Genomic DNA, 17,483 nt, shown 5'->3' on the forward strand with positions numbered 1-17,483 from the left:
CCGATCTTCCATTGTGGAAGGCGACGGCACCTACCGGGGGCCGTAGAGGGCTGCCAGGCCGGCGGCCGTGGCGGCCAGGAGTTCGCGCAGCGCGACCGGGGTCAGCACCTCCACGTCGGCGCCGAGGCGCAGCAGGTCGCCGTGGGCGTGGGTCAACGACTCGATCGGCAGCACGGCGGTCACCCAGCCCTGGGCGTCGGCGGGACCGGCACTGGCGTCCACGGCGGCCACCACCGGATCACTGCCGATCTCCCGCAGCCGCTGCCGGCCGGCGGGGGACAGGCGTACGGTGGCCTCGTCCTGGTGCAGTCGGGCGCGGAACCGCACCACGTGCTCGCGCCACCAGGCCGGCAGGTCGAAGTCGGCCGGCCGGTCGAACTCCTCGTCGAGCGAGGTCAGCGCGAGGATCTGGTTGACCCGGTAGGTCGCCGGCTCGGACCGGCCCGGTTGCGTGGCCACCACGTACCATCGGCCGCCCTTGAGCACCAGGCCGTACGGCTCCAGCACCCGGGTCACCTCCCCCCGCCAACTGCGGTACCGCACCCGCACGCGCTGCTGCCGCCAGACGGCCTCGGCGGTGCGGGCCAGCTCGGGGGAGGCGTCGCCGTCCGCGTACCAACCGGGTGTATCCAGGTGGAAGCGTTGCTGGAGCTGGGTGGCCCGGTCGCGCAACGGCGTGGGCAGCGCCTCGTTCAGCTTGAGTCGCAGCGCCGCCACCACGTCGCCGTAGCCCAACTCGTCGGCGGGGCCGGGCAGCCCGGCCAGAAAGAGCCGCTCGGCCTCCTCGGCGGTCAGGCCGGTCAGCCGGGTCCGCCAGCCGTCGACGAGCTGGTAACCGCCGGCGTGCCCGGCCTCGGCGTAGAGCGGGATGCCGGCGGCGTGCAGCGACTCCACGTCGCGGTAGATGGTGCGTGGGGAGACGGACAGCCGCTCGGCGAGCTGCGCGGCGGTCAGCCGGCCGTGCGACTGGAGCAGCAGCAGGACGGAAATGAGTCGACTGGCCCGCACTTCACTGACACTAGCTGTCAGCGAAGTGGTCCTACCGTCCCGGCATGGCATTCGACGACAAGGATCTACGAACGCTGGAGCCGATCGTGGTGGACGGTTGGCAGCTCAAGCGTTACCACATCGACCAGCCGGGGCAGCCGATCGAACCGGCGGTGGAGAAGGCCGCCTACGACGTCCTGCCAGCGCTGCTGGCCCGCGCGGTGCGCGACGGCACGCCGGCCGCCGGGTGGGTGGTGCTGCACCGGGGCGCGGACACCGGCGCCTACCTGTTGGCGTACACCTGGGTGTGGGACAACGCGTTGCAGGCGCACATCGCGGTGGCCGGTCAGCCGGTGCTGGACTGCCCGGACGACGACCCGACCCACTTCGTCGAGCTGGGTCGGCGCGAGGTCGGCTGCGTCTGGGAGTTGGCGGTGCTGGAGCACGAGCGGGCCGCCTGGGTCCGGCACCTGCTGGCCCCGGAGAGCCCCGACCTGGCCGGCTATCTGGGCGACTCGCGGGCGGAAGGGCCGGTGGGCCACTGATGGGCGACTTCGACTTCTACGTGGGCACCTGGAACGTGGTCAACCGGCGGCTCCGCGAACGGCTCACCGGCTGCGACGAGTGGGACGAGTTCCCCGGCGTGTCGGTGGCGCGCAGCTTCTTCGGCGGGGGCGGCAACTTCGACGAGATAACCTTCCCGACCAGGGGTTTCTCCGGTGCCACGATCAGGATCTTCGACCCGGCGAGCGAGCAGTGGTCGATCTACTGGATGAACAGCGGTCGCGGCGAGTTGGAGCAGCCGCCGATGGTCGGTCGTTTCGTCGACGGGGTGGGCCGCTTCTACGCCGACGACCAGCACGAGGGGCGTCCGGTCCGGTGCCGGTTCATCTGGTCCGGGATCACCGCGACGAGGGCCCGCTGGGAGCAGGCGTTCTCGGTCGACGGCGAACGCACCTGGGAGACGAACTGGATCATGGAATCGACGCGAGCGTCCATGGACTAGCCTGCGGGCCGTGCGCAGATGGCGGCGGATGGATCCGTGGGGCCTCACCCAGGCGGTCACCGGGCTCATGGTGGTGGTCGGATCGGTGGTGGGCCTGGCGATGCTGGCCGGCGTCGGGTCGGCGCTGCTGCGCGGAGACCTCGACCCGCGCGACGATGTCGGCGTGTTCACCGTGTTCCCCTTCCTCGGGTTGTGGTTGACGGGGGTCACCCGCATGTACCTGACCGGGATCTACGTCAACGACGAGGGCGTACGGCTGCGGCACATCTCGCGCACCCGGACGTTCCCATGGTCGGAGGTGACCGGGTTCGAGGCGCGTCCCGCGCTGTTCCTCGGCGGGCCCACCGTGCGCCTCGCGTGCTGGGTGCGGACGACCGGCGGCGCGTTCGAGTCGTCGGTGCAGCGGCGGTCCCGCAAGGGCGGGTGGCGCAAGAACAGCGGACCGGTCCTCGCTCCGGACGACTTCGAGGGGATGCTCGCTCGGCTCGACGCCGAGCGGGCGTCCCGCCGCTCCGGCCCGCAGGCGGTCCGGCGCTAGTTAACGGTCGTTCGGTCGCGGTGTTAGGGTCCGACCACCGCCCCGGATGGAGGAAACGATGCCCTCCGACCACGTTGACGTGCTCATCGTCGGCGCCGGCCTGTCCGGCGTCGGCGCGGCCTGCCACCTGCGCCGCGACTGCCCCGACAAGACGTACGCGGTGCTGGAGGCGCGCGACGCGGTCGGCGGCACCTGGGACCTGTTCCGCTACCCGGGCGTCCGGTCCGACTCGGACATGTTCACCCTCGGCTACGCGTTCCGGCCATGGACCGACGCGCGGTCGATCGCCGACGGCGCGAGCATCCTCGAGTACGTGCGCGAAACGGCCCGGGAGTACGACGTGCAGCGGCACATCCGCTTCTCCCACCGGGTGACGCGCGCCGAGTGGGACAGCGACGCCGCCCGCTGGACGGTGTACGCCGAGCGCACCGACACCACCGAGACCGTGGTGCTGACCTGCTCGTTCCTGTTCGCCTGCACCGGCTACTACCGGTACGACGAGGGCTATACGCCCGCCCTGCCGGGCGTCGACGCGTACGCCGGGCGGTTGGTGCACCCGCAGCACTGGCCGGACGACCTCGACCACGCCGGCAAGCGGGTGGTGGTGATCGGCAGCGGCGCGACCGCCGTGACGTTGGTGCCGGCCCTGGCGCGGCGGGCCGCCCACGTGACGATGCTGCAACGCTCACCGTCGTACCTCATCGCCCTGGCCGCACGCGACCGGCTGGCCGACGCCCTGCGGCGTCGGCTGCCGGCGGGCGTCGCGTATCCGGTGGTGCGGTGGAAGAACGTGCTGCTGTCCACGGCCACGTTCCAGCTCAGCCGGCGCGCGCCGGGGCTGGTGAGACGGCTGCTGCGGCGGGCCGCGACGCGCCTGCTGCCGGTCGGGTACGACGTCGACCGGCACTTCTCGCCCCGGTACGACCCGTGGGACCAGCGCCTCTGCGTGGTGCCCGACGGCGACCTCTTCACCGCCGTGGCGGAGGGTCGGGCGTCGGTGGTGACCGACACCATCGACACGTTCACCGCCGACGGCCTCCGATTGGCCTCGGGCGACGAGGTGAGCGCCGACATCGTGGTCACCGCGACCGGGCTCAACCTGCTCGCCCTCGGTGGCCTGACGCTGCGCGTCGACGGTGTCGACGTCGACCTGGCCGACACCGTCGCCTACAAGGGCATGATGCTCTCCGGGGTGCCGAACTTCGCGCTGACCATCGGTTACACCAACGCGTCGTGGACCCTCAAGGCCGACCTGGTCGCCGGCTACGTCTGCCGGCTGCTGCGCCACCTGGACCGGACCGGCCAACACGTCGTGACCCCGCTGCCGCCGCCCGGCGATGAGCGGGCGCCGCTGATCGACCTGCGCTCCTCGTACGTGCTGCGCGGTGTCGCCGCCCTGCCCCGGCAGGGCGCGCGGACGCCGTGGCGGCTGCACCAGAACTACGTCCGCGACGTGCTGCTGATGCGGCACGGCCGGCTCGCCGACGAGGGTGTGCGGTTCTCCCGCCGCGCCCGCCAGGGAAGGAGCACCGATCGTGCGGAGGTTTGAGTTCGCCGGCGCGACGGCAGTGGTGACCGGCGCGGCCAGCGGCATCGGCGCGGCGCTGGCGCACGGCCTGGCCCGTCGCGGCTGTGACCTGGTGCTCCTGGACCGGGACGCCGAGCGGCTGGACGCCGTCGTCGCCGCCATCGGCGTCGCGCACCCGGACCGGCGGGTGCACACCTACCGGGTGGACCTCGCCGACCCGGCGGCCACCGCGTTGGTGGCGGCCGAGATCGGCCAGCGTCATCCGCGGATCCGGCTGCTGGTGAACAACGCCGGCGTCGGCCTCGGCGGTCGGTTCGACCAGGTGACGTTCGACGAGTTCAGCTGGGTCATCGAGATCAACTTCCGGGCGGTGGCGCAGGTGACGCACGCGCTGCTGCCCGCGCTCAAGGCCGAACCGGGCGCGCACCTGGTCAACATCTCCAGCCTGTTCGGGCTGATCGCGCCGGCCGGGCAGGTCGCGTACGCGGCGAGCAAGTTCGCCGTCCGGGGCCTGACCGAGGCGCTGCGGCACGAGCTGGTCGACGACGGCATCGGCGTGACGTCGGTGCACCCGGGCGGGATCCGGACCCGGATCACCGAGAACGCCCGCGTCGGCAGCGGCGTGCCGGCCCAGGAGTACGCCGCCGGTCGGGCGCAGTTCGAGAAGCTGCTCACCATCGCCCCTGAGCGGGCCGCCGAGGTGATCCTGCGGGGCGTCGAGCGACGGCGGGGTCGGGTGCTCATCGGCTGGTCGGCGAAGGTGCCCGACCTGCTGGCCCGGATCATGCCGGCGTCGTACCACCGGGTGCTGATGGTCGGCCTGAACCGGGGCGTGGCGCGGCCCGCGCCGGTCCCGCCGCCGGTCGCCGACGCCACCTGATCAGGGCGGGCTGCCGCCGCGCTTCTCCTCCTGGGCCAGGACCGCCTCCCGGTGCTCGGGCTCGTCGCGGCGGGCCAGCTCGGCGGCGAGTCGCGGGTCGGCCACCAACCGCTCCCGGTTGCGGTGCAGAAAGCTCTCGAAACCCCCGGTGTACGGGCAGGCCAACTCGCCGAGCGCCCGCTCCGGCGCGTACCGGCAGCCGGCGCAGTAGTCGCTGATCTCGTCGATGTCGGTGCCGTCCACCGCGTACGGGCGGGTGTCCACCCTGGCCAGGTCGGCGTACTGGCTCATGCCGATCACGGTCGCGTTCATCACCCAGTCGGTGCCGTCGACGAAGCAGCGCTGGAACCAGTCCGCCACCTCGGCGGGACGCCAGCCGCGCTGCAACGCGTAGTTGCCCAGCACCAGCAGCCGGGGGCTCTGGTGCGTCCAGGCCCGGTCCCGGACGGCGGCGAGCACGTCGGCCAGACAGCGCGCCTCCACCGCGTCGGCGTCCAGGTCGGCGAACCACTGCGGCATCGGCTCGGTCGCGGCCAGCCAGTTCGCGCCCCGGAACCGCGGCTCGTGGTACCAGTACAACTGCCAGAGGAACTCCCGCCAACCGAGCAGCCCGCGGATGAACGGCTCCACCGCCGTACGGGGGGCGGCGCCGGACCGCCACGCCTGCTCGGCGGCGCGCACGGCCGGCTCGGGGTGCAGCAGCCCCAGGTTGAACGACGAGGAGAGCGTCGAGTGCGCGAACAGCGGGTCGTCGGCGCTCATCACGTCGGCGTAGCGGCCGAACCCGGGCAGCCGGTACGCGAGGAAGTGCGCCAACCGGGCCTGCGCCTCGTCGTGCGTGGCCGGGTACCGCCGGGGGCCGTCCCGACCGACGAACCGGACCCCGTCGGCCGCCCACCCGTCGAGGTCGCGGCGGACCTGCGCGTCGATGTCGTCCTCGACGATGGGCGGTGGTGGCGGCGGGGTGGCGGGCACGGCGGCGGCCTCACCGCGCGGGCGGCGCGGCGTCGGGGCCGAGGCGGCGATCCGGGACGGCCCGCTGAGCACCTCGTGCCGGCGACGGGCCTGCCGGTAGTAGTCGGCCATCCGCAGCGGGCCGCGCCGGGTGCGGTCCGCCCAGGCCGCGAAGTCGGACTGGCTGGTGATGAAACCGCGCGGCGGCAGCACGGTCAGGCCGGGCACCGAACGGGCGAACGCCAGCGCGGCCCGGGAGTGCGGGTGGCACACCTCCACCGGCTCGGTGACCTGCGTCAGTGCCTCGCGGAACGTGTCGGTGCGCAGCAGCAGCGCCCGGTCGCCCAGCTCGGCGGCGCGGTGGCGCAGGGCGGAGAGGATCAGGTGCGCCTTCTGCCGGTGCATCGGGCGGCGGCGGAACAGCTCCCGGATCTCCACCAGGAGGACCGGTTGATCGGGGTCGTCGAGGAAATGTGGCCCGAGTTGGTCGGCCAGCAACCATCGGCGGCGTAACATCCCGCAATTCTGCCCATTTTCGGGCCGTCCCGCGCGCCGGCAGGCCGGATGATCGATGTCTGATCCAGATCGATGTCAGGCCGTACGGCTCGTGACGGCCCCGGCATCACGTTCGCGCAGCACCACCGTCAGGGCCACGAGGGCGACCAGCAGCAGCGCGAGCACCGGCACCGGGGCCGGTCCGAGCGGCACGAGCAGCGCCACCGCGGCGACGACCGGATAGGCGACCACCACCGCGCCGTGCTGTTGGCGGCGGACGTGCAGCACCCAGACGGTGAGCAGGAAGACGGCCAACGGTACGGCCACCGCGTACGCGGCGGTCGTTCCGGACACGTGCGCGAGGTGCCGCTCTTGGTCCACCACCACGGGCAGGCCGGCGCCGACGGCGGCGATCGCGGCGAAGACGAGGTAGTGGCCGTAGCCCCAGACCAGGGAGTACGGCAGCCGGTCCGGCGTCTCGACCGGGCGGTCGAAGTAGAGCCACCAGAGCGCGTACACGATGACCGCGCCGGCCGCCGCGAGCGCCCAGAGACCGTGGTCGCCCGCGTCCAGCCCGGTCTGGATCGCCAGGGAGATCGCCAGCACCGCCTCGCCGAGCACGATCAGCGTGAACAGTCCATACCGCTCGCCGATGTGCCCGGGGTGCCACGGGGTCATGCCCGGCCGCTCGGCCACCGCCGGAACGAGCAGGTCGGCGAGCGCCAGCAGCAGGAACGTGACGATGCCCCAGTGGTCCGGCAGCGCCAGCCGCAGCAGCCAGCCGAGCTGCACGATGGTCACGCCGATCGCGTACCTGCGCGCCGCGGCCCGGTGCGTCGGATCTCCGGCGGCGGCCCGGCTCCACTGCACGACGGCGGCCAGCCGCATGACCACGTACCCGTAGGTGATGACGGTGAAGTCGCCCTCGGCGAACGCGCGCGGCACCCCGGCCGCCAGGATCAACGCCCCGGTGATCTGCACCAGCGTGGTGATCCGGTAGACGTCGTCGTCGGTGTCGTACGCCGAGGCGAACCAGGTGAAGTTCATCCACGACCACCAGATCGCGAAGAACACCATCAGGTAGCTGCGCAGCGCGTGGTCGAGGTGCCCTTCGGCGACGTCGTGGTGCAGGGCGGACGCCGCCTGCGCCACGGCCACCACGAAACACAGGTCGAAGAAGAGTTCCAGTGGAGTGGCCGCGCGGTGCGGCTCGTCCCGGCGGCGGGGCCGCATGGGCCGGTAGAACGGCCGCACCGAACGACTGTGGGTCACCGCAGCTCCTCAGGCCGACCGTCGGGGTCGGGCACACGATAACGGGTGCCGGCGGCGCGGTTACGCCTGATCAGCCGCGCCGACGGCGGTGGGTCAGCCCCTCCAGCACGAGCGTCAGGCCGGCGCCGACCAGCCACACGTCCTTGGCCAGCCCGGCACCCTGCTGCGTCGGTCGGATGCTGCCCTGCCGGCGCATCCCCGGCGTCTTCAGGTAGAGCTGCACGAGACCCGCGCCGAACGCGGTCAGGCCGAGCCCCACCAGGGGCGTCGGCACGAACGGCGCGAGCAGCGCCGCCCCGAGAGCGATCTCCGAGTACGACAGCAGCTTGGCGAACCGGGGTGGGTCCAGTTGGCCGAGCTGCGGCATTGCCGCCACCGCCATCCCGTGCATGGCCTGCGCGGCCTCGCCCTCCAGATTGCGCTTGCCGAGACCCGAGTCGAGGAAGTACGCGCCGATGCTGGCCCGCAGCGGCAGGTGCGCGATTTTCATGATCACTCCCGGTGGCCGTGGTCCGAATCGTGGCCCGCGTACCCCGCGTGACCCGCGATAACCCGCCCCCTGGCCGACTGGGCCGGCCGTGGTGATCGCGGTAGGTTCGCCCGGGGCCCACCGCCGAGCCCGCTTCACCGCCCGGCCCCGGGTCCCGCCACCGACCACCACCAGGAGGCGCAGTGAGCCAGGAAGTCCGGGGAGTCATCTCCCGCAGCAAGGGCGCACCGGTCGAGGTCACCACCATCGTGGTGCCCGACCCCGGCCCCGGTGAGGCGATCGTCCGGGTCCAGTCCTGCGGCGTCTGCCACACCGACCTGCACTACCGCGAGGGCGGCATCAACGACGACTACCCGTTCCTGCTCGGCCACGAGGCGGCCGGCATCGTCGAACAGGTGGGGGAGGGCGTCACCGACGTGGCCCCGGGCGACTTCGTGGTGCTCAACTGGCGGGCGGTCTGCGGCGACTGCCGGGCCTGCCGTCGCGGCCGACCCTGGTACTGCTTCAACACGCACAACGCGAAGCAGCGGATGACCCTCACCGACGGCACGGAACTCACCCCGGCGCTGGGCATCGGCGCGTTCGCCGAGAAGACGCTGGTGCACGCCGGGCAGTGCACGAAGGTGGACCCGGCGGCGCGGCCGGCCGCGGTGGGCCTGCTCGGCTGCGGTGTGATGGCCGGCCTCGGCGCGGCCCTGAACACCGGCAACGTGACCCGCGGCGACTCGGTCGCGGTGATCGGCTGCGGTGGCGTCGGGGACGCGGCGGTGGCCGGCGCGGCCCTCGCCGGCGCCACGACGATCGTGGCCGTGGACACCGACAGTCGCAAGCTGGACTGGGCGAGGAAGTTCGGCGCCACGCACACCGTGAACGCCTCCGACACCGATCCGGTCGAGGCGATCCGCGCCGCCACCGGCGGTTTCGGCGCGGACGTGGTCATCGACGCGGTGGGCCGACCGGAGACCTGGAAGCAGGCGTTCTACGCCCGGGACCTCGCCGGCACCGTCGTGCTGGTCGGCGTACCGACCCCGCAGATGCGGATCGAGCTGCCACTGCTGGACGTCTTCGGGCGCGGCGGCGCGCTCAAGTCCAGCTGGTACGGCGACTGCCTGCCCAGCCGGGACTTCCCGATGCTCACCGAGCTGTACCGGCAGGGCCGCCTCGACCTGGACGCCTTCGTCACCGAGGAGATCGCCCTCGACCAGGTCGAGAACGCGTTCGAGCGGATGCACCACGGCGACGTGCTGCGTTCGGTGGTGGTGTTCTGATGACCGTCCGGGTCGACCACGCGGTCACCGCCGGCACGTTCTCGCTCGACGGGCAGACCTTCGAGGTGGATAACAACGTGTGGGTGATCGGCGACGACGACGAGTGCGTCGTCCTCGACGCGCCGCACGACGTGGCCGCGATCCTCGCGCTGGTGGGCGAGCGCCGGGTGCGGGCCATCCTCGCCACCCACGCGCACGACGACCACGTACGGGTCGCCCCCGAACTGGCCGAGGCCACCGGCGCGCCGATCCTGCTGCACGCCGACGACCGGGTGCTCTGGGACCTGGTCCACCCCCACCTGCCGCCGCACGGCGAACTGCACGACGGGCAGATCGTCAAGGTGGCCGGCACCGCCCTGGAGGTGCTGCACACCCCGGGGCACAGTCCCGGCGCGTGCAGCTTCCACGCCCCGGGCCTGAGCGCGGTGTTCACCGGCGACACCCTGTTCCAGGGCGGACCGGGCGCGACGGGGCGGTCGTACAGCGACTTCGACACCATCGTCGAGTCGATCCGTACCCGGCTGTTGACCCTGCCACCGGACACGGTCGTGCACACCGGCCACGGCGACGACACCACCATCGGCGCGGAGGCCCCGCACCTGCCGGAGTGGCTGGCCCGGGGGCACTGACCCGAGCGGCCGGCGGACGCCTCAGCGTTCGTCGGCCGCGCCCAGCACCGGTTTCACGTCCAGCACCGGGGTGCCGTCGAGGGCTTCCAGGTCGGCGACCTCGACGCGCAGCCCGTCCACCGCCAGCACGCGGACCCGGTGCAGCCCGATCGGGTTGGGCCGGTGCGGGGAGCGGGTGCTGAACACGCCGGTCACCGGGCGGGTCTCGTCACCCCGCGGACGCACCGCCAGGACGTCGCGCCGGGCCCGGTCCAACCAGGTCAGCACCAGCAGCTCCGCGCCGACGTCCAGGTCGCGCAGGGCGGGCTCGACCTGCGGCTCGAACACCAGCCAGGCCGGTGGCGAGCCCTCGTCGCCCTGCCGCGGCGCGGTCGCCGCGTCGGTCAGCGGCGAGGCGACCCGGCCGACCGGACGCAGCAGGTACGCGTCGACCATCCTCGCTCCCTTCGGGACAGTGTCAGCGTCAGCGTAGGCGTTACGATCCGCCGCATGGCCGCCGAGCACCCCGTACCCGTCGTTCGTCAGCTGCGCCTCGTCGTGGAGGCGGCCGACCACGAGGCCGCCGTGGCGTTCTTCCGGGACGCGCTCGGCCTGCCCGTGGAGGCCGAGTTCACCAGCGACGGGGACGCGCGGGTGGTGATCCTGGACGCCGGCCGGGCCACGTTGGAGATCGCCAACCCGGCGCAGAAGCGCCTGATCGACGAGGTCGAGGTGGGCCGTCAGGTCGCCCCGCGCCTCCGGGTGGCCTTCGAGGTGGACGACGCCGCCGCGACCACGGCCCGGCTGGTCGCCGCCGGTGCGAGGGAGGTCGCGCCGCCGACGCTGACGCCGTGGCGCTCGCTCAACGCGCGCCTCGACGCCCCCGCCGACCTGCACATCACCGTCTTCCAGGAGCTGGACACGGAGCCGGACACGGAGCCGGACACGCCGTGACGGCGACGTCCGAGCGGGACGCGCCGCACGCCGGGGCCCTGACGCCGGCGCAGGCGTCCGCCCTCGCGTACGTGCGGTCGTCGGCGGTGACCGAGCGTCCTGCGGCGCTCGCCACGATCGCCCGCCACCTCGCCGCCGCCGCTGTCGACGAGCCGGCTCAGCGGTTGCTCGCCGCCGTCGAGCGCGGCCGGATCACCGTCAACTTCCACCCGGATCGGTTGTGCGCCGACGGGCGTGCCGTCGCGACCGCGCTGGCCGAGGACGGGGTGTACCGCAGTCAGTTCGTCACGGGGATCTCCGCCGGTGGCCTCACCGCGTACCCCGGTGGCGACCGGGACCGTTGGGAGCGGCGGATGTTCGGCGGCGCGTACCAACAGACCGGGGTGACCCCGGCGGACCGCCCGATCTACGGTGGGTTGAACCTGCTCGACCACGCCGACGGCGCCTGCCCCCGCTTCGGCTCCTGCCATCTGCGGCTGCGTCCGGCGGTGCTGGCGCGGGCGACCTTCTGCCTCGGCGACAGCTACCTCGGCCCCGGTGTGGTGGGGACGGCGGACGCCTTCGAGGCGGTCCTCGCCGGGCTCCTGGCCGAGGTGGCCCGTACCGGCGTGTGCCTCGGCCGCGCCGAGACGGACGTCGCCGCCCTGGCGCGGACGCTGCTCGACGGCCCGCGCACGCCGGGAACCGTCGGTCGGGCGCTCGACGACTACGTGGAGGCCCAGGTCCACGGCGCTCTCGACCTCGCGTCCGACGTCGAGGAGCTGGTTGCGGACCCGTCCTTCGTCGGCACCGCCACCGGCGAGCAGTTGGAATCTCTCGCGCGTCGGTACGGTTTCCCGCTGCGCTGGCACCCCGGCTTCGTGCTGCCCGTCGGCGAGGTCGACGCCGAGTTCCGGGGTCCCGCCATCCCGGTGCTCGCGGCCCGCCTGCACCGGGAGTTCGGCCAACCGGACGCGCCGGTGGACGCGGCGCTGATCGGCCGGGGCGCCGTGTTGCTGGTGACCGAGCCCCAGCGGTGGGCCGACCGGGGTCCGGTGGCCGACACCCTTGCGCACCTCAAACAGCTCTGGCACGTGCTCGTCCGGTTCGGCGTGGCCCATCCGGGCTGACCCGTCTGCGTCGATAGTCCGGATCCGCCCACCCGTCACCCGGGTCCGGCCGGCCATCCGAATTCCCGGGAGTGACCGGGTCCCCAGCTCGGGGTGACTCCGGCATTTCCGGAATGACCGACTCGTCAACCCGGTTGTGTCCCCCGTACCGCCGGAGCCCAAACCCCTTTCCGCGGTCAATCCCGAGGGGCGTTCACCCCGGAGCGCTCCGCACGATCGAAAGGAACCATCGTGAAGCCCGACTTCACTCGATGGCTCCCCGCCATCGCCAAGGACTCGTACCGCAAGACCGCGCTCGGCGTGGTGGGTGTGGCCGCCCTCGGTGGTCTGGCGCTCGCGCCGACCGCGACCGCCGCCCCGGTCACCTCCGGGCCGCACCAGGGCGCCGTCGCCGCCATCGACCTCGCCACCGGCAAGGCCGCCACCGGCGCTGCGCACCAGGAGCAGCCCGTCGAATCCGGCCTGACCACCGGCTCCGCCACCGGCAAGCCGCCGACCGGCAAGCCGAGCCGCGACGAGCTGATCCCGCACGGCATCGAAGGCGCGCAGTCGCGCATCCCGCTCGACAAGGCGCAGCTCGACAACGCCCGGTCGATCGTCGACGCGGCCAAGAAGACCGGCGTCGGCGACCGTGGCGCGGTGATCGGCGTCGCCACCTCGTTGCAGGAGTCGAAGCTCTACAACCTCGGCCACCTCGGCGCGTCCAACGACCACGACTCGCAGGGCCTGTTCCAGCAGCGTCCGTCGTCCGGTTGGGGTTCGCCCGAGCAGATCACCGACCCGGAGTACGCCGCCACGGCGTTCTTCGACGCGCTCAAGAACGTGGGCGGTTGGCAGGACCTGCCGCTAACCACCGCCGCGCAGACCGTGCAGGTCTCCGCGTTCCCGTACGCGTACGCGCAGTGGGAGGAGCAGGCGGCGGACCTCGTCCAGCAGCTCTGGTGACAGCATCCTGAACACACCGGCCGGCTCCCGTCACGGGGGCCGGCCGGTCTCGTCTTTCGTCAGCAGGGGGCGTAGAGGCGGCGGGTGCCATCCCCGGCGGCGTACACCGCCCGGTCGCTGAACCGGCAGCCGTAGTCGGGTCGGGCCACCACCGCCGGATCGGTCACGGTGTCGCCGGCCGGGCGCTTGCCGGTGCGTACCCAGGACACCAGGTCGTCCCAGGCGGCCCCGGCCTCGGCCGGGCTGAACTCGCAGTGCTGCGCGGCCCGGATGGCCCGCTGCACCACCAGCCGGCTACGACCGTGCCGTGCCACGTCGGTGGCGTACGCCTGCTCCATGCTGAACGGTACGAACAGGTCACCGAGGTCGTGCAGGCTGACCACCGGCGCGCTGGGACGGCCGGCGATGCGCGGCACCTCCGTCAGCGTCGGCAGCAGCCGCTGCCGGACGTTCTCCGGCGCGACCCGCCGCACGGTCGAGTTCAGGTCGACCGGACTGTTCGGGCGGTAGCGGGTGAGCAGGTTCGTGGCGAGTTGTCCGGGCCGCTGGGCGGGGGAGTCGCCGCCCTCGGTCACCATGATCGAGAAGAGGAAGTCCTTCCACACCGCGAACGCGGCGTCAGCGCCGGGACGCGGCCCGCCCGAACGGTCCACCGTCACGGCCCGCAACTGCTTGCCCCGCTCGGTGGTCGTGTCCGGGCCGGTCGGCGTGAGCCCCGCGAGGCCCAGCGTCGCCTGGATGCGCGGCACCGCGTTGTTCAGGTAGTCGGTCGGCGTGGGGTAGGCCGGCACTCCGGCGAGCGCCTGCGCGACCAGGTTGTAGTCCAGGTAGAAGTCGAGCAGCCTCTGGTCGCCGAGCACCCCGCACATGGGCAGGGCGCCGTCGTAGTAGCCGGGATACTGCTCCAGCGAGCGACCGATGACGTACCCGCCCATGGACACCCCGGCGAGATACGTGCGGTGCGGCCGACGCACCGTCCGGGCGAAGTGGTCCGCGATATCCTTCGTGCCCAGCACCCCGGAGCGGATGTCGAAGCCGTTGCGGTCGTACGACGACGACGCCCACGCGTACCCCTGGGACAGCAACCGTTGGCGCAGCTCGAAGCCCGGCGGCTCCGGCGAGAGAACCGTGCCCTGACCCCGGTAGCCGTGCGCCCACAGCACCAGGTCGCCGTTCCACCGGGCGGGAACCTCGATGATGTACGCGGCGTGCCGGTGCACGCCCTGACGTACCGTCGTCGGTTTACCCGCCACCGTCAGCGGCGTCAGCGGCGGGTTCTGGAAGGTGTAGCCGGGCAGCGGCTGGTCGCCGTCGGAGCCGCGGTCCGCTGCGACGCCTGCTGCGGCGGCGGTGGGTGCGGGGCCGATCAGCCCGACGGCCAGGGTCAGTGTCGCGGTGGCGGCGACCAGGCGGCGCAGGGTGCGAACGGGTACGGACAGCATCGATGCTCCCCATCGGACGGATGTCGCCTGCGGGGGCGACCAGGCGGGACGGTTGCCTACCGGCCGGTAGCGTCCTGAACCTAGGACCGCCTTCGACCGGAGTCAATGGCTACGCTGACCGACCGGTCAGGCCCCGAGGGAGCCCGGTGGCGCTGGGCCTCGACGGCGTGGGTGCCGATCGTCGGCCGGTCCGGTCCGATGCGGTTGACTGTCGTCGTGGACGACTCGATCTGGGCGGCGGCCCGGGCTGCGCGGGGCTGGCTGGACACCGCGAACGGCACCGGGGAGACGGAACTGACCTGCCGAATCCTCAAGCTGACCGAGGAGGCGGGCGAGGCGTCCGCCGCCTGGATCGGCCTGCTCGGGCAGAATCCGCGCAAGGGTGTCACCCACACGCGCGAGGACGTGGCAGCCGAACTGGCCGACGTGGTGTTCACCGCGTTGGTGGCGATCGAGAGCCTGGGACTCGACGCGCGAACCGTTCTGGACTCGTGTGCGAACAAGGTCCGATCTCGCCTGGGCGAGTGAGGCAGCCCGCCGCCGGCCCCCCGGCGGTCGTGCGGTGTCGTGATCGACACGAGTTCGCCGATATCGGGGCATCGACCGGTCCGGGATGCCCCGAGTTCGCCGATCCGGAGTCGATCACCCAGGCCGACCACCGCGCGGGCGGTATGTCCGGTTGTGGGGCCGCTGTGGTGACCCGCTGCACCCGTGGGCCGGAATCGTGGCGGGCCGGGGGTCGTTACACCCTCCGACGATCGCAGGACCACGGCCGAGCCCCCCGCCCCCGGGGGAGCCAAGCCCCCGGGAATGGCCCCGGACCGCGGGTCGTTACACCCGGACCGGCCTCCACGAGCCCCCCGCTCGCAGGCCGCCCCCCCCAGACTTTGAGCGCCCGGACGAGGTGCTGACACCCCCGTCACCGATCCCCCGCAGTGGTGACAGGTGGGTGTTTCCTACCCCCGAAGGAGCAACCCCTGATGAACACGATCTTCCGCAAGAGCATGCTGTCCATCGCTGGTCTCGCGTTCGCCGGTGGCGTCTTCGCCGGCCCCATCGCCGCCCACGCCAACCCGGTCGACGCCAAGCCCGCCGCCGCAGCGGTGCAGACCGTCGCACCCAAGCCGCAGGGCGACCAGTCCCACATCGACCTCAACGGCGAGCAGACCGCCAACGCCAAGGCCATCATCGCGGCCACCAAGAAGGCGGGTCTGCCCGAGCGGGCTGCGGTCATCTCGATCGCGACGAGCCTGCAGGAGTCGAAGCTGGAGAACCTGGGTCACCTCGGCGACATGAACGACCATGACTCGCTGGGTCTGTTCCAGCAGCGCCCGTCGAGCGGTTGGGGCACGCCGGAGCAGATCACCGACCCGGAGTACTCGACGACGGCGTTCCTCAAGGGCCTGCGTCAGGTTGACGGCTGGCAGGACATGCCGCTGACCGAGGCCGCGCAGACCGTGCAGGTGTCGGCGTACCCGGACGCGTACGCGCAGTGGGAGCAGCAGGCCACCGACCTGGTCGCCCACAACTGGAACAGCTAAGACACACAGATGGCCGGCACCCGACAACGGGTGCCGGCCATCACCGCATTTCCAGACCTCGGCGGCGTCGGGGTGGGCCTACCGTCGGTGGCGTGATGCCTGTGGGTCATCAAGATGACGCACAGGCATCACGCTTGTTGGGGCGGCGTGGGGTGGGGCCGGGGTGGGCCGACTGCCGGTGGCGTGATGCCCGCGGGTCATCACGATGGCGGACGCAGTCGACGCCGTCGGTGGCCAGCGGGCTGCGGATCCCGCGTGGCGACGTAGCGCAGTGGCGTTGTCAGCGCGCGGTGATCCGATCGACGATCGCGTCCGTACCCTCCGGCGGGGACCGGCGGAGGGACAGGGCATGGCCGTGGTGGGTGACGGCAGCGAGCATCAGGCGGCACGCCGAACAGGTCGGCAATGCGCGCAGACGATGGCGGCGGCTCGGACGGCTGCGGCGCACCTGCCGGCCGACGACCCGGCGACGAGCCAACCGGGGTCCGAGCCGGCCAGCCGGGACCGGGAGACCAGCACAGCGGGACCGCCGCCCGAGACAGAGCCTCGCCCGGCGTCCGATGCAGGCTCACCTGCGGGCCGGGACGTTGCGCCGCGTTCGAGGCAGGACACGGAGGTAGGGCCACCGGAGGCGGAGGTCGCGTCGGGACGCTGGTCCGTCGGTGCCCGCCTGCTGCTGACCGCCGCTGCCGTCGTGCTTGTGCTCGGCGTCATGGCCGTCGCGGTGATCGTGAGTGACCCCTACCGCCTCGGTCAGACCTACAGTGACACGGGTCCGCAGGACACGAGGCAGGACGCCGCGGCGGCATCCGACCAGACGATGACCGCGTCGTTGGCGGGCCGGCAGAAGGCCACCTTCGTACTCGTCGACGGGTTGACGTCGTTCGACCTGCGGGTGACGGACCTGGGTGACGACCTCTACCGGATCAGCAGCCCGTCCGGCACGGGTGTGGCTGCCCGGCCGGTGCTCGATGGGGAGACGGTCCGGCTCGGCGTGGTGGCCGCCGGCGCGTCCGATGGACGGGCCGTACGGGTGTTGCTCAGCGAGCGGGTCGCCTGGCGTCTGCGCCTGGAGGGTGGGGTCAGTGAGCAGGTGCTGGATCTGACGCGGGCGCGTCTGCGGGGAGTGGACCTTGTCGGCGGCTCCGCTCGTACCGATCTCATCCTGCCGCCCGTGGATCGCGGCGTCATGACGGTGCGGTTGACCGGCGGGACCAACCGGCTCTCCGTCCGGGTGCCGGGCACGCCGCCGGTGCGGGTGCGCGCGGGCTCGGGCGCCGGCTCGGTGGTGGTCCGCGACCAGCGGTGGAACGGGGTCGCCGCCGGGGATCTGGTGAGCACGCCGGGATGGGACCGCTCGTCCAACCGGATCTTTCTGGACCTGGTCGCGGGCGTCAACGCGGTGACGGTGGCCGAGGCCCGGTGACGGCGGGCCGGCTTCAGCGGCCGGGGTGACGCCGGGTGGA

At 72.7% G+C, this 17,483-nt stretch carries 19 protein-coding genes; 13 read left to right on the forward strand and 6 right to left on the reverse strand.

The window, feature by feature from the left end; genetic code table 11:
* Window positions 1-30 precede the first annotated feature (30 nt).
* Entirely contained in the window at window positions 31-1,008 is a 978-nt protein-coding gene (locus AB0I89_RS07380) for a WYL domain-containing protein (protein WP_357121683.1), read from the reverse strand.
* A gap of 44 nt (window positions 1,009-1,052) precedes the next feature.
* On the opposite strand from AB0I89_RS07380, the gene AB0I89_RS07385 reads away from it, so the two are divergent.
* Genes AB0I89_RS07385 through AB0I89_RS07405 form a run of 5 tightly spaced genes read left to right on the forward strand, consistent with a single transcriptional unit; the run spans window position 1,053 to window position 4,939 of the window.
* Complete coding sequence (locus tag AB0I89_RS07385; protein WP_357121686.1) at window positions 1,053-1,532, forward strand: hypothetical protein; 480 nt, start codon at window positions 1,053-1,055, stop codon at window positions 1,530-1,532.
* Complete coding sequence (locus tag AB0I89_RS07390; RefSeq protein ID WP_357121689.1) at window positions 1,532-1,993, forward strand: hypothetical protein; 462 nt, start codon at window positions 1,532-1,534, stop codon at window positions 1,991-1,993. Before AB0I89_RS07385 ends, AB0I89_RS07390 begins: the two co-directional genes overlap by 1 nt.
* Before the next feature lie 10 nt (window positions 1,994-2,003).
* Complete coding sequence (locus AB0I89_RS07395) at window positions 2,004-2,531, forward strand: PH domain-containing protein (protein WP_357121692.1); 528 nt, start codon at window positions 2,004-2,006, stop codon at window positions 2,529-2,531.
* A gap of 58 nt (window positions 2,532-2,589) precedes the next feature.
* Entirely contained in the window at window positions 2,590-4,080 is a 1,491-nt protein-coding gene (locus AB0I89_RS07400; protein WP_357121695.1) for an NAD(P)/FAD-dependent oxidoreductase, read from the forward strand.
* Entirely contained in the window at window positions 4,067-4,939 is an 873-nt protein-coding gene (locus tag AB0I89_RS07405; protein WP_357121698.1) for an SDR family oxidoreductase, read from the forward strand. The genes AB0I89_RS07400 and AB0I89_RS07405 overlap by 14 nt, the downstream gene beginning before the upstream one ends.
* Here the strand turns inward: AB0I89_RS07405 and AB0I89_RS07410 are convergent, their stop codons facing one another.
* From AB0I89_RS07410 to AB0I89_RS07420, 3 genes are all read right to left on the reverse strand, one after another.
* Window positions 4,940-6,409 (reverse strand): cryptochrome/photolyase family protein, encoded by a 1,470-nt coding sequence (locus AB0I89_RS07410; protein ID WP_357121701.1) that lies wholly within the window; start codon window positions 6,407-6,409, stop codon window positions 4,940-4,942. It abuts the gene before it with no gap.
* A 75-nt stretch (window positions 6,410-6,484) separates the two neighbouring features.
* On the reverse strand, window positions 6,485-7,660 hold the full coding sequence (locus AB0I89_RS07415) for a low temperature requirement protein A (RefSeq protein WP_357121704.1): 1,176 nt from the start codon (window positions 7,658-7,660) through the stop codon (window positions 6,485-6,487).
* A gap of 70 nt (window positions 7,661-7,730) precedes the next feature.
* Window positions 7,731-8,150 carry a hypothetical protein gene (locus AB0I89_RS07420; RefSeq protein WP_357121707.1) on the reverse strand — a complete coding sequence of 140 codons (420 nt, stop codon included), beginning with the start codon at window positions 8,148-8,150 and terminating at the stop codon, window positions 7,731-7,733.
* Window positions 8,151-8,332: 182 nt separating this feature from the next.
* On the opposite strand from AB0I89_RS07420, the gene AB0I89_RS07425 reads away from it, so the two are divergent.
* A complete protein-coding gene (locus tag AB0I89_RS07425; RefSeq protein ID WP_357121710.1) occupies window positions 8,333-9,418 on the forward strand; it encodes an S-(hydroxymethyl)mycothiol dehydrogenase in 1,086 nt (361 codons plus the stop codon).
* Window positions 9,418-10,047 (forward strand): MBL fold metallo-hydrolase, encoded by a 630-nt coding sequence (locus AB0I89_RS07430; protein ID WP_357121713.1) that lies wholly within the window; start codon window positions 9,418-9,420, stop codon window positions 10,045-10,047. The genes AB0I89_RS07425 and AB0I89_RS07430 overlap by 1 nt, the downstream gene beginning before the upstream one ends.
* A 21-nt stretch (window positions 10,048-10,068) precedes the next feature.
* Here the strand turns inward: AB0I89_RS07430 and tsaA are convergent, their stop codons facing one another.
* Window positions 10,069-10,482 carry a tRNA (N6-threonylcarbamoyladenosine(37)-N6)-methyltransferase TrmO gene (gene tsaA / locus AB0I89_RS07435; protein ID WP_357121716.1) on the reverse strand — a complete coding sequence of 138 codons (414 nt, stop codon included), beginning with the start codon at window positions 10,480-10,482 and terminating at the stop codon, window positions 10,069-10,071.
* Between the two features lie 54 nt (window positions 10,483-10,536).
* Here tsaA and AB0I89_RS07440 point away from each other — a divergent pair, with 54 nt between their 5' ends.
* From AB0I89_RS07440 to AB0I89_RS07450, 3 genes are all read left to right on the forward strand, one after another.
* On the forward strand, window positions 10,537-10,980 hold the full coding sequence (locus tag AB0I89_RS07440; RefSeq protein ID WP_357121719.1) for a VOC family protein: 444 nt from the start codon (window positions 10,537-10,539) through the stop codon (window positions 10,978-10,980).
* The gene (locus AB0I89_RS07445) at window positions 10,977-12,089 is read left to right on the forward strand and encodes a DUF3626 domain-containing protein (protein ID WP_357121722.1); all 1,113 of its coding nucleotides are present in this window, start codon (window positions 10,977-10,979) and stop codon (window positions 12,087-12,089) included. Before AB0I89_RS07440 ends, AB0I89_RS07445 begins: the two co-directional genes overlap by 4 nt.
* A 231-nt stretch (window positions 12,090-12,320) precedes the next feature.
* Window positions 12,321-13,034, forward strand: a complete 714-nt coding sequence (locus tag AB0I89_RS07450; RefSeq protein WP_357121725.1) for a hypothetical protein — start codon at window positions 12,321-12,323, stop codon at window positions 13,032-13,034.
* Window positions 13,035-13,093: 59 nt separating this feature from the next.
* Here AB0I89_RS07450 and AB0I89_RS07455 read toward each other — a convergent pair whose 3' ends face one another.
* A complete protein-coding gene (locus AB0I89_RS07455; protein WP_357121728.1) occupies window positions 13,094-14,476 on the reverse strand; it encodes a hypothetical protein in 1,383 nt (460 codons plus the stop codon).
* 216 nt (window positions 14,477-14,692) lie between these two features.
* On the opposite strand from AB0I89_RS07455, the gene AB0I89_RS07460 reads away from it, so the two are divergent.
* From AB0I89_RS07460 to AB0I89_RS07470, 3 genes are all read left to right on the forward strand, one after another.
* The gene (locus AB0I89_RS07460) at window positions 14,693-15,004 is read left to right on the forward strand and encodes a MazG-like family protein (protein WP_357121731.1); all 312 of its coding nucleotides are present in this window, start codon (window positions 14,693-14,695) and stop codon (window positions 15,002-15,004) included.
* 452 nt (window positions 15,005-15,456) lie between these two features.
* Window positions 15,457-16,017 (forward strand): hypothetical protein, encoded by a 561-nt coding sequence (locus AB0I89_RS07465; RefSeq protein WP_357121734.1) that lies wholly within the window; start codon window positions 15,457-15,459, stop codon window positions 16,015-16,017.
* A 712-nt stretch (window positions 16,018-16,729) separates the two neighbouring features.
* On the forward strand, window positions 16,730-17,443 hold the full coding sequence (locus AB0I89_RS07470; RefSeq protein WP_357121736.1) for a hypothetical protein: 714 nt from the start codon (window positions 16,730-16,732) through the stop codon (window positions 17,441-17,443).
* Window positions 17,444-17,483 lie beyond the last annotated feature (40 nt).

Source organism: Micromonospora sp. NPDC049801 (genome assembly GCF_040656575.1).
In the GTDB taxonomy this organism is placed as follows: domain Bacteria; phylum Actinomycetota; class Actinomycetes; order Mycobacteriales; family Micromonosporaceae; genus Micromonospora.

Excerpts from the sequence above, each read along its gene's own strand:
- AB0I89_RS07400 (WP_357121695.1), top strand. The coding sequence starts at position 2,590 with ATGCCCTCCGACCACGTTGACGTGCTCATCGTCGGCGCCGGCCTGTCC.
- AB0I89_RS07385 (WP_357121686.1), top strand. The coding sequence starts at position 1,053 with ATGGCATTCGACGACAAGGATCTACGAACGCTGGAGCCGATCGTGGTG.
- AB0I89_RS07470 (WP_357121736.1), top strand. The coding sequence starts at position 16,730 with ATGGCCGTCGCGGTGATCGTGAGTGACCCCTACCGCCTCGGTCAGACC.
- AB0I89_RS07455 (WP_357121728.1), bottom strand. The coding sequence starts at position 14,476 with ATGCTGTCCGTACCCGTTCGCACCCTGCGCCGCCTGGTCGCCGCCACC.
- AB0I89_RS07440 (WP_357121719.1), top strand. The coding sequence starts at position 10,537 with ATGGCCGCCGAGCACCCCGTACCCGTCGTTCGTCAGCTGCGCCTCGTC.
- tsaA (WP_357121716.1), bottom strand. The coding sequence starts at position 10,482 with ATGGTCGACGCGTACCTGCTGCGTCCGGTCGGCCGGGTCGCCTCGCCG.
- AB0I89_RS07465 (WP_357121734.1), top strand. The coding sequence starts at position 15,457 with ATGAACACGATCTTCCGCAAGAGCATGCTGTCCATCGCTGGTCTCGCG.
- AB0I89_RS07430 (WP_357121713.1), top strand. The coding sequence starts at position 9,418 with ATGACCGTCCGGGTCGACCACGCGGTCACCGCCGGCACGTTCTCGCTC.
- AB0I89_RS07420 (WP_357121707.1), bottom strand. The coding sequence starts at position 8,150 with ATGAAAATCGCGCACCTGCCGCTGCGGGCCAGCATCGGCGCGTACTTC.
- AB0I89_RS07390 (WP_357121689.1), top strand. The coding sequence starts at position 1,532 with ATGGGCGACTTCGACTTCTACGTGGGCACCTGGAACGTGGTCAACCGG.
- AB0I89_RS07410 (WP_357121701.1), bottom strand. The coding sequence starts at position 6,409 with ATGTTACGCCGCCGATGGTTGCTGGCCGACCAACTCGGGCCACATTTC.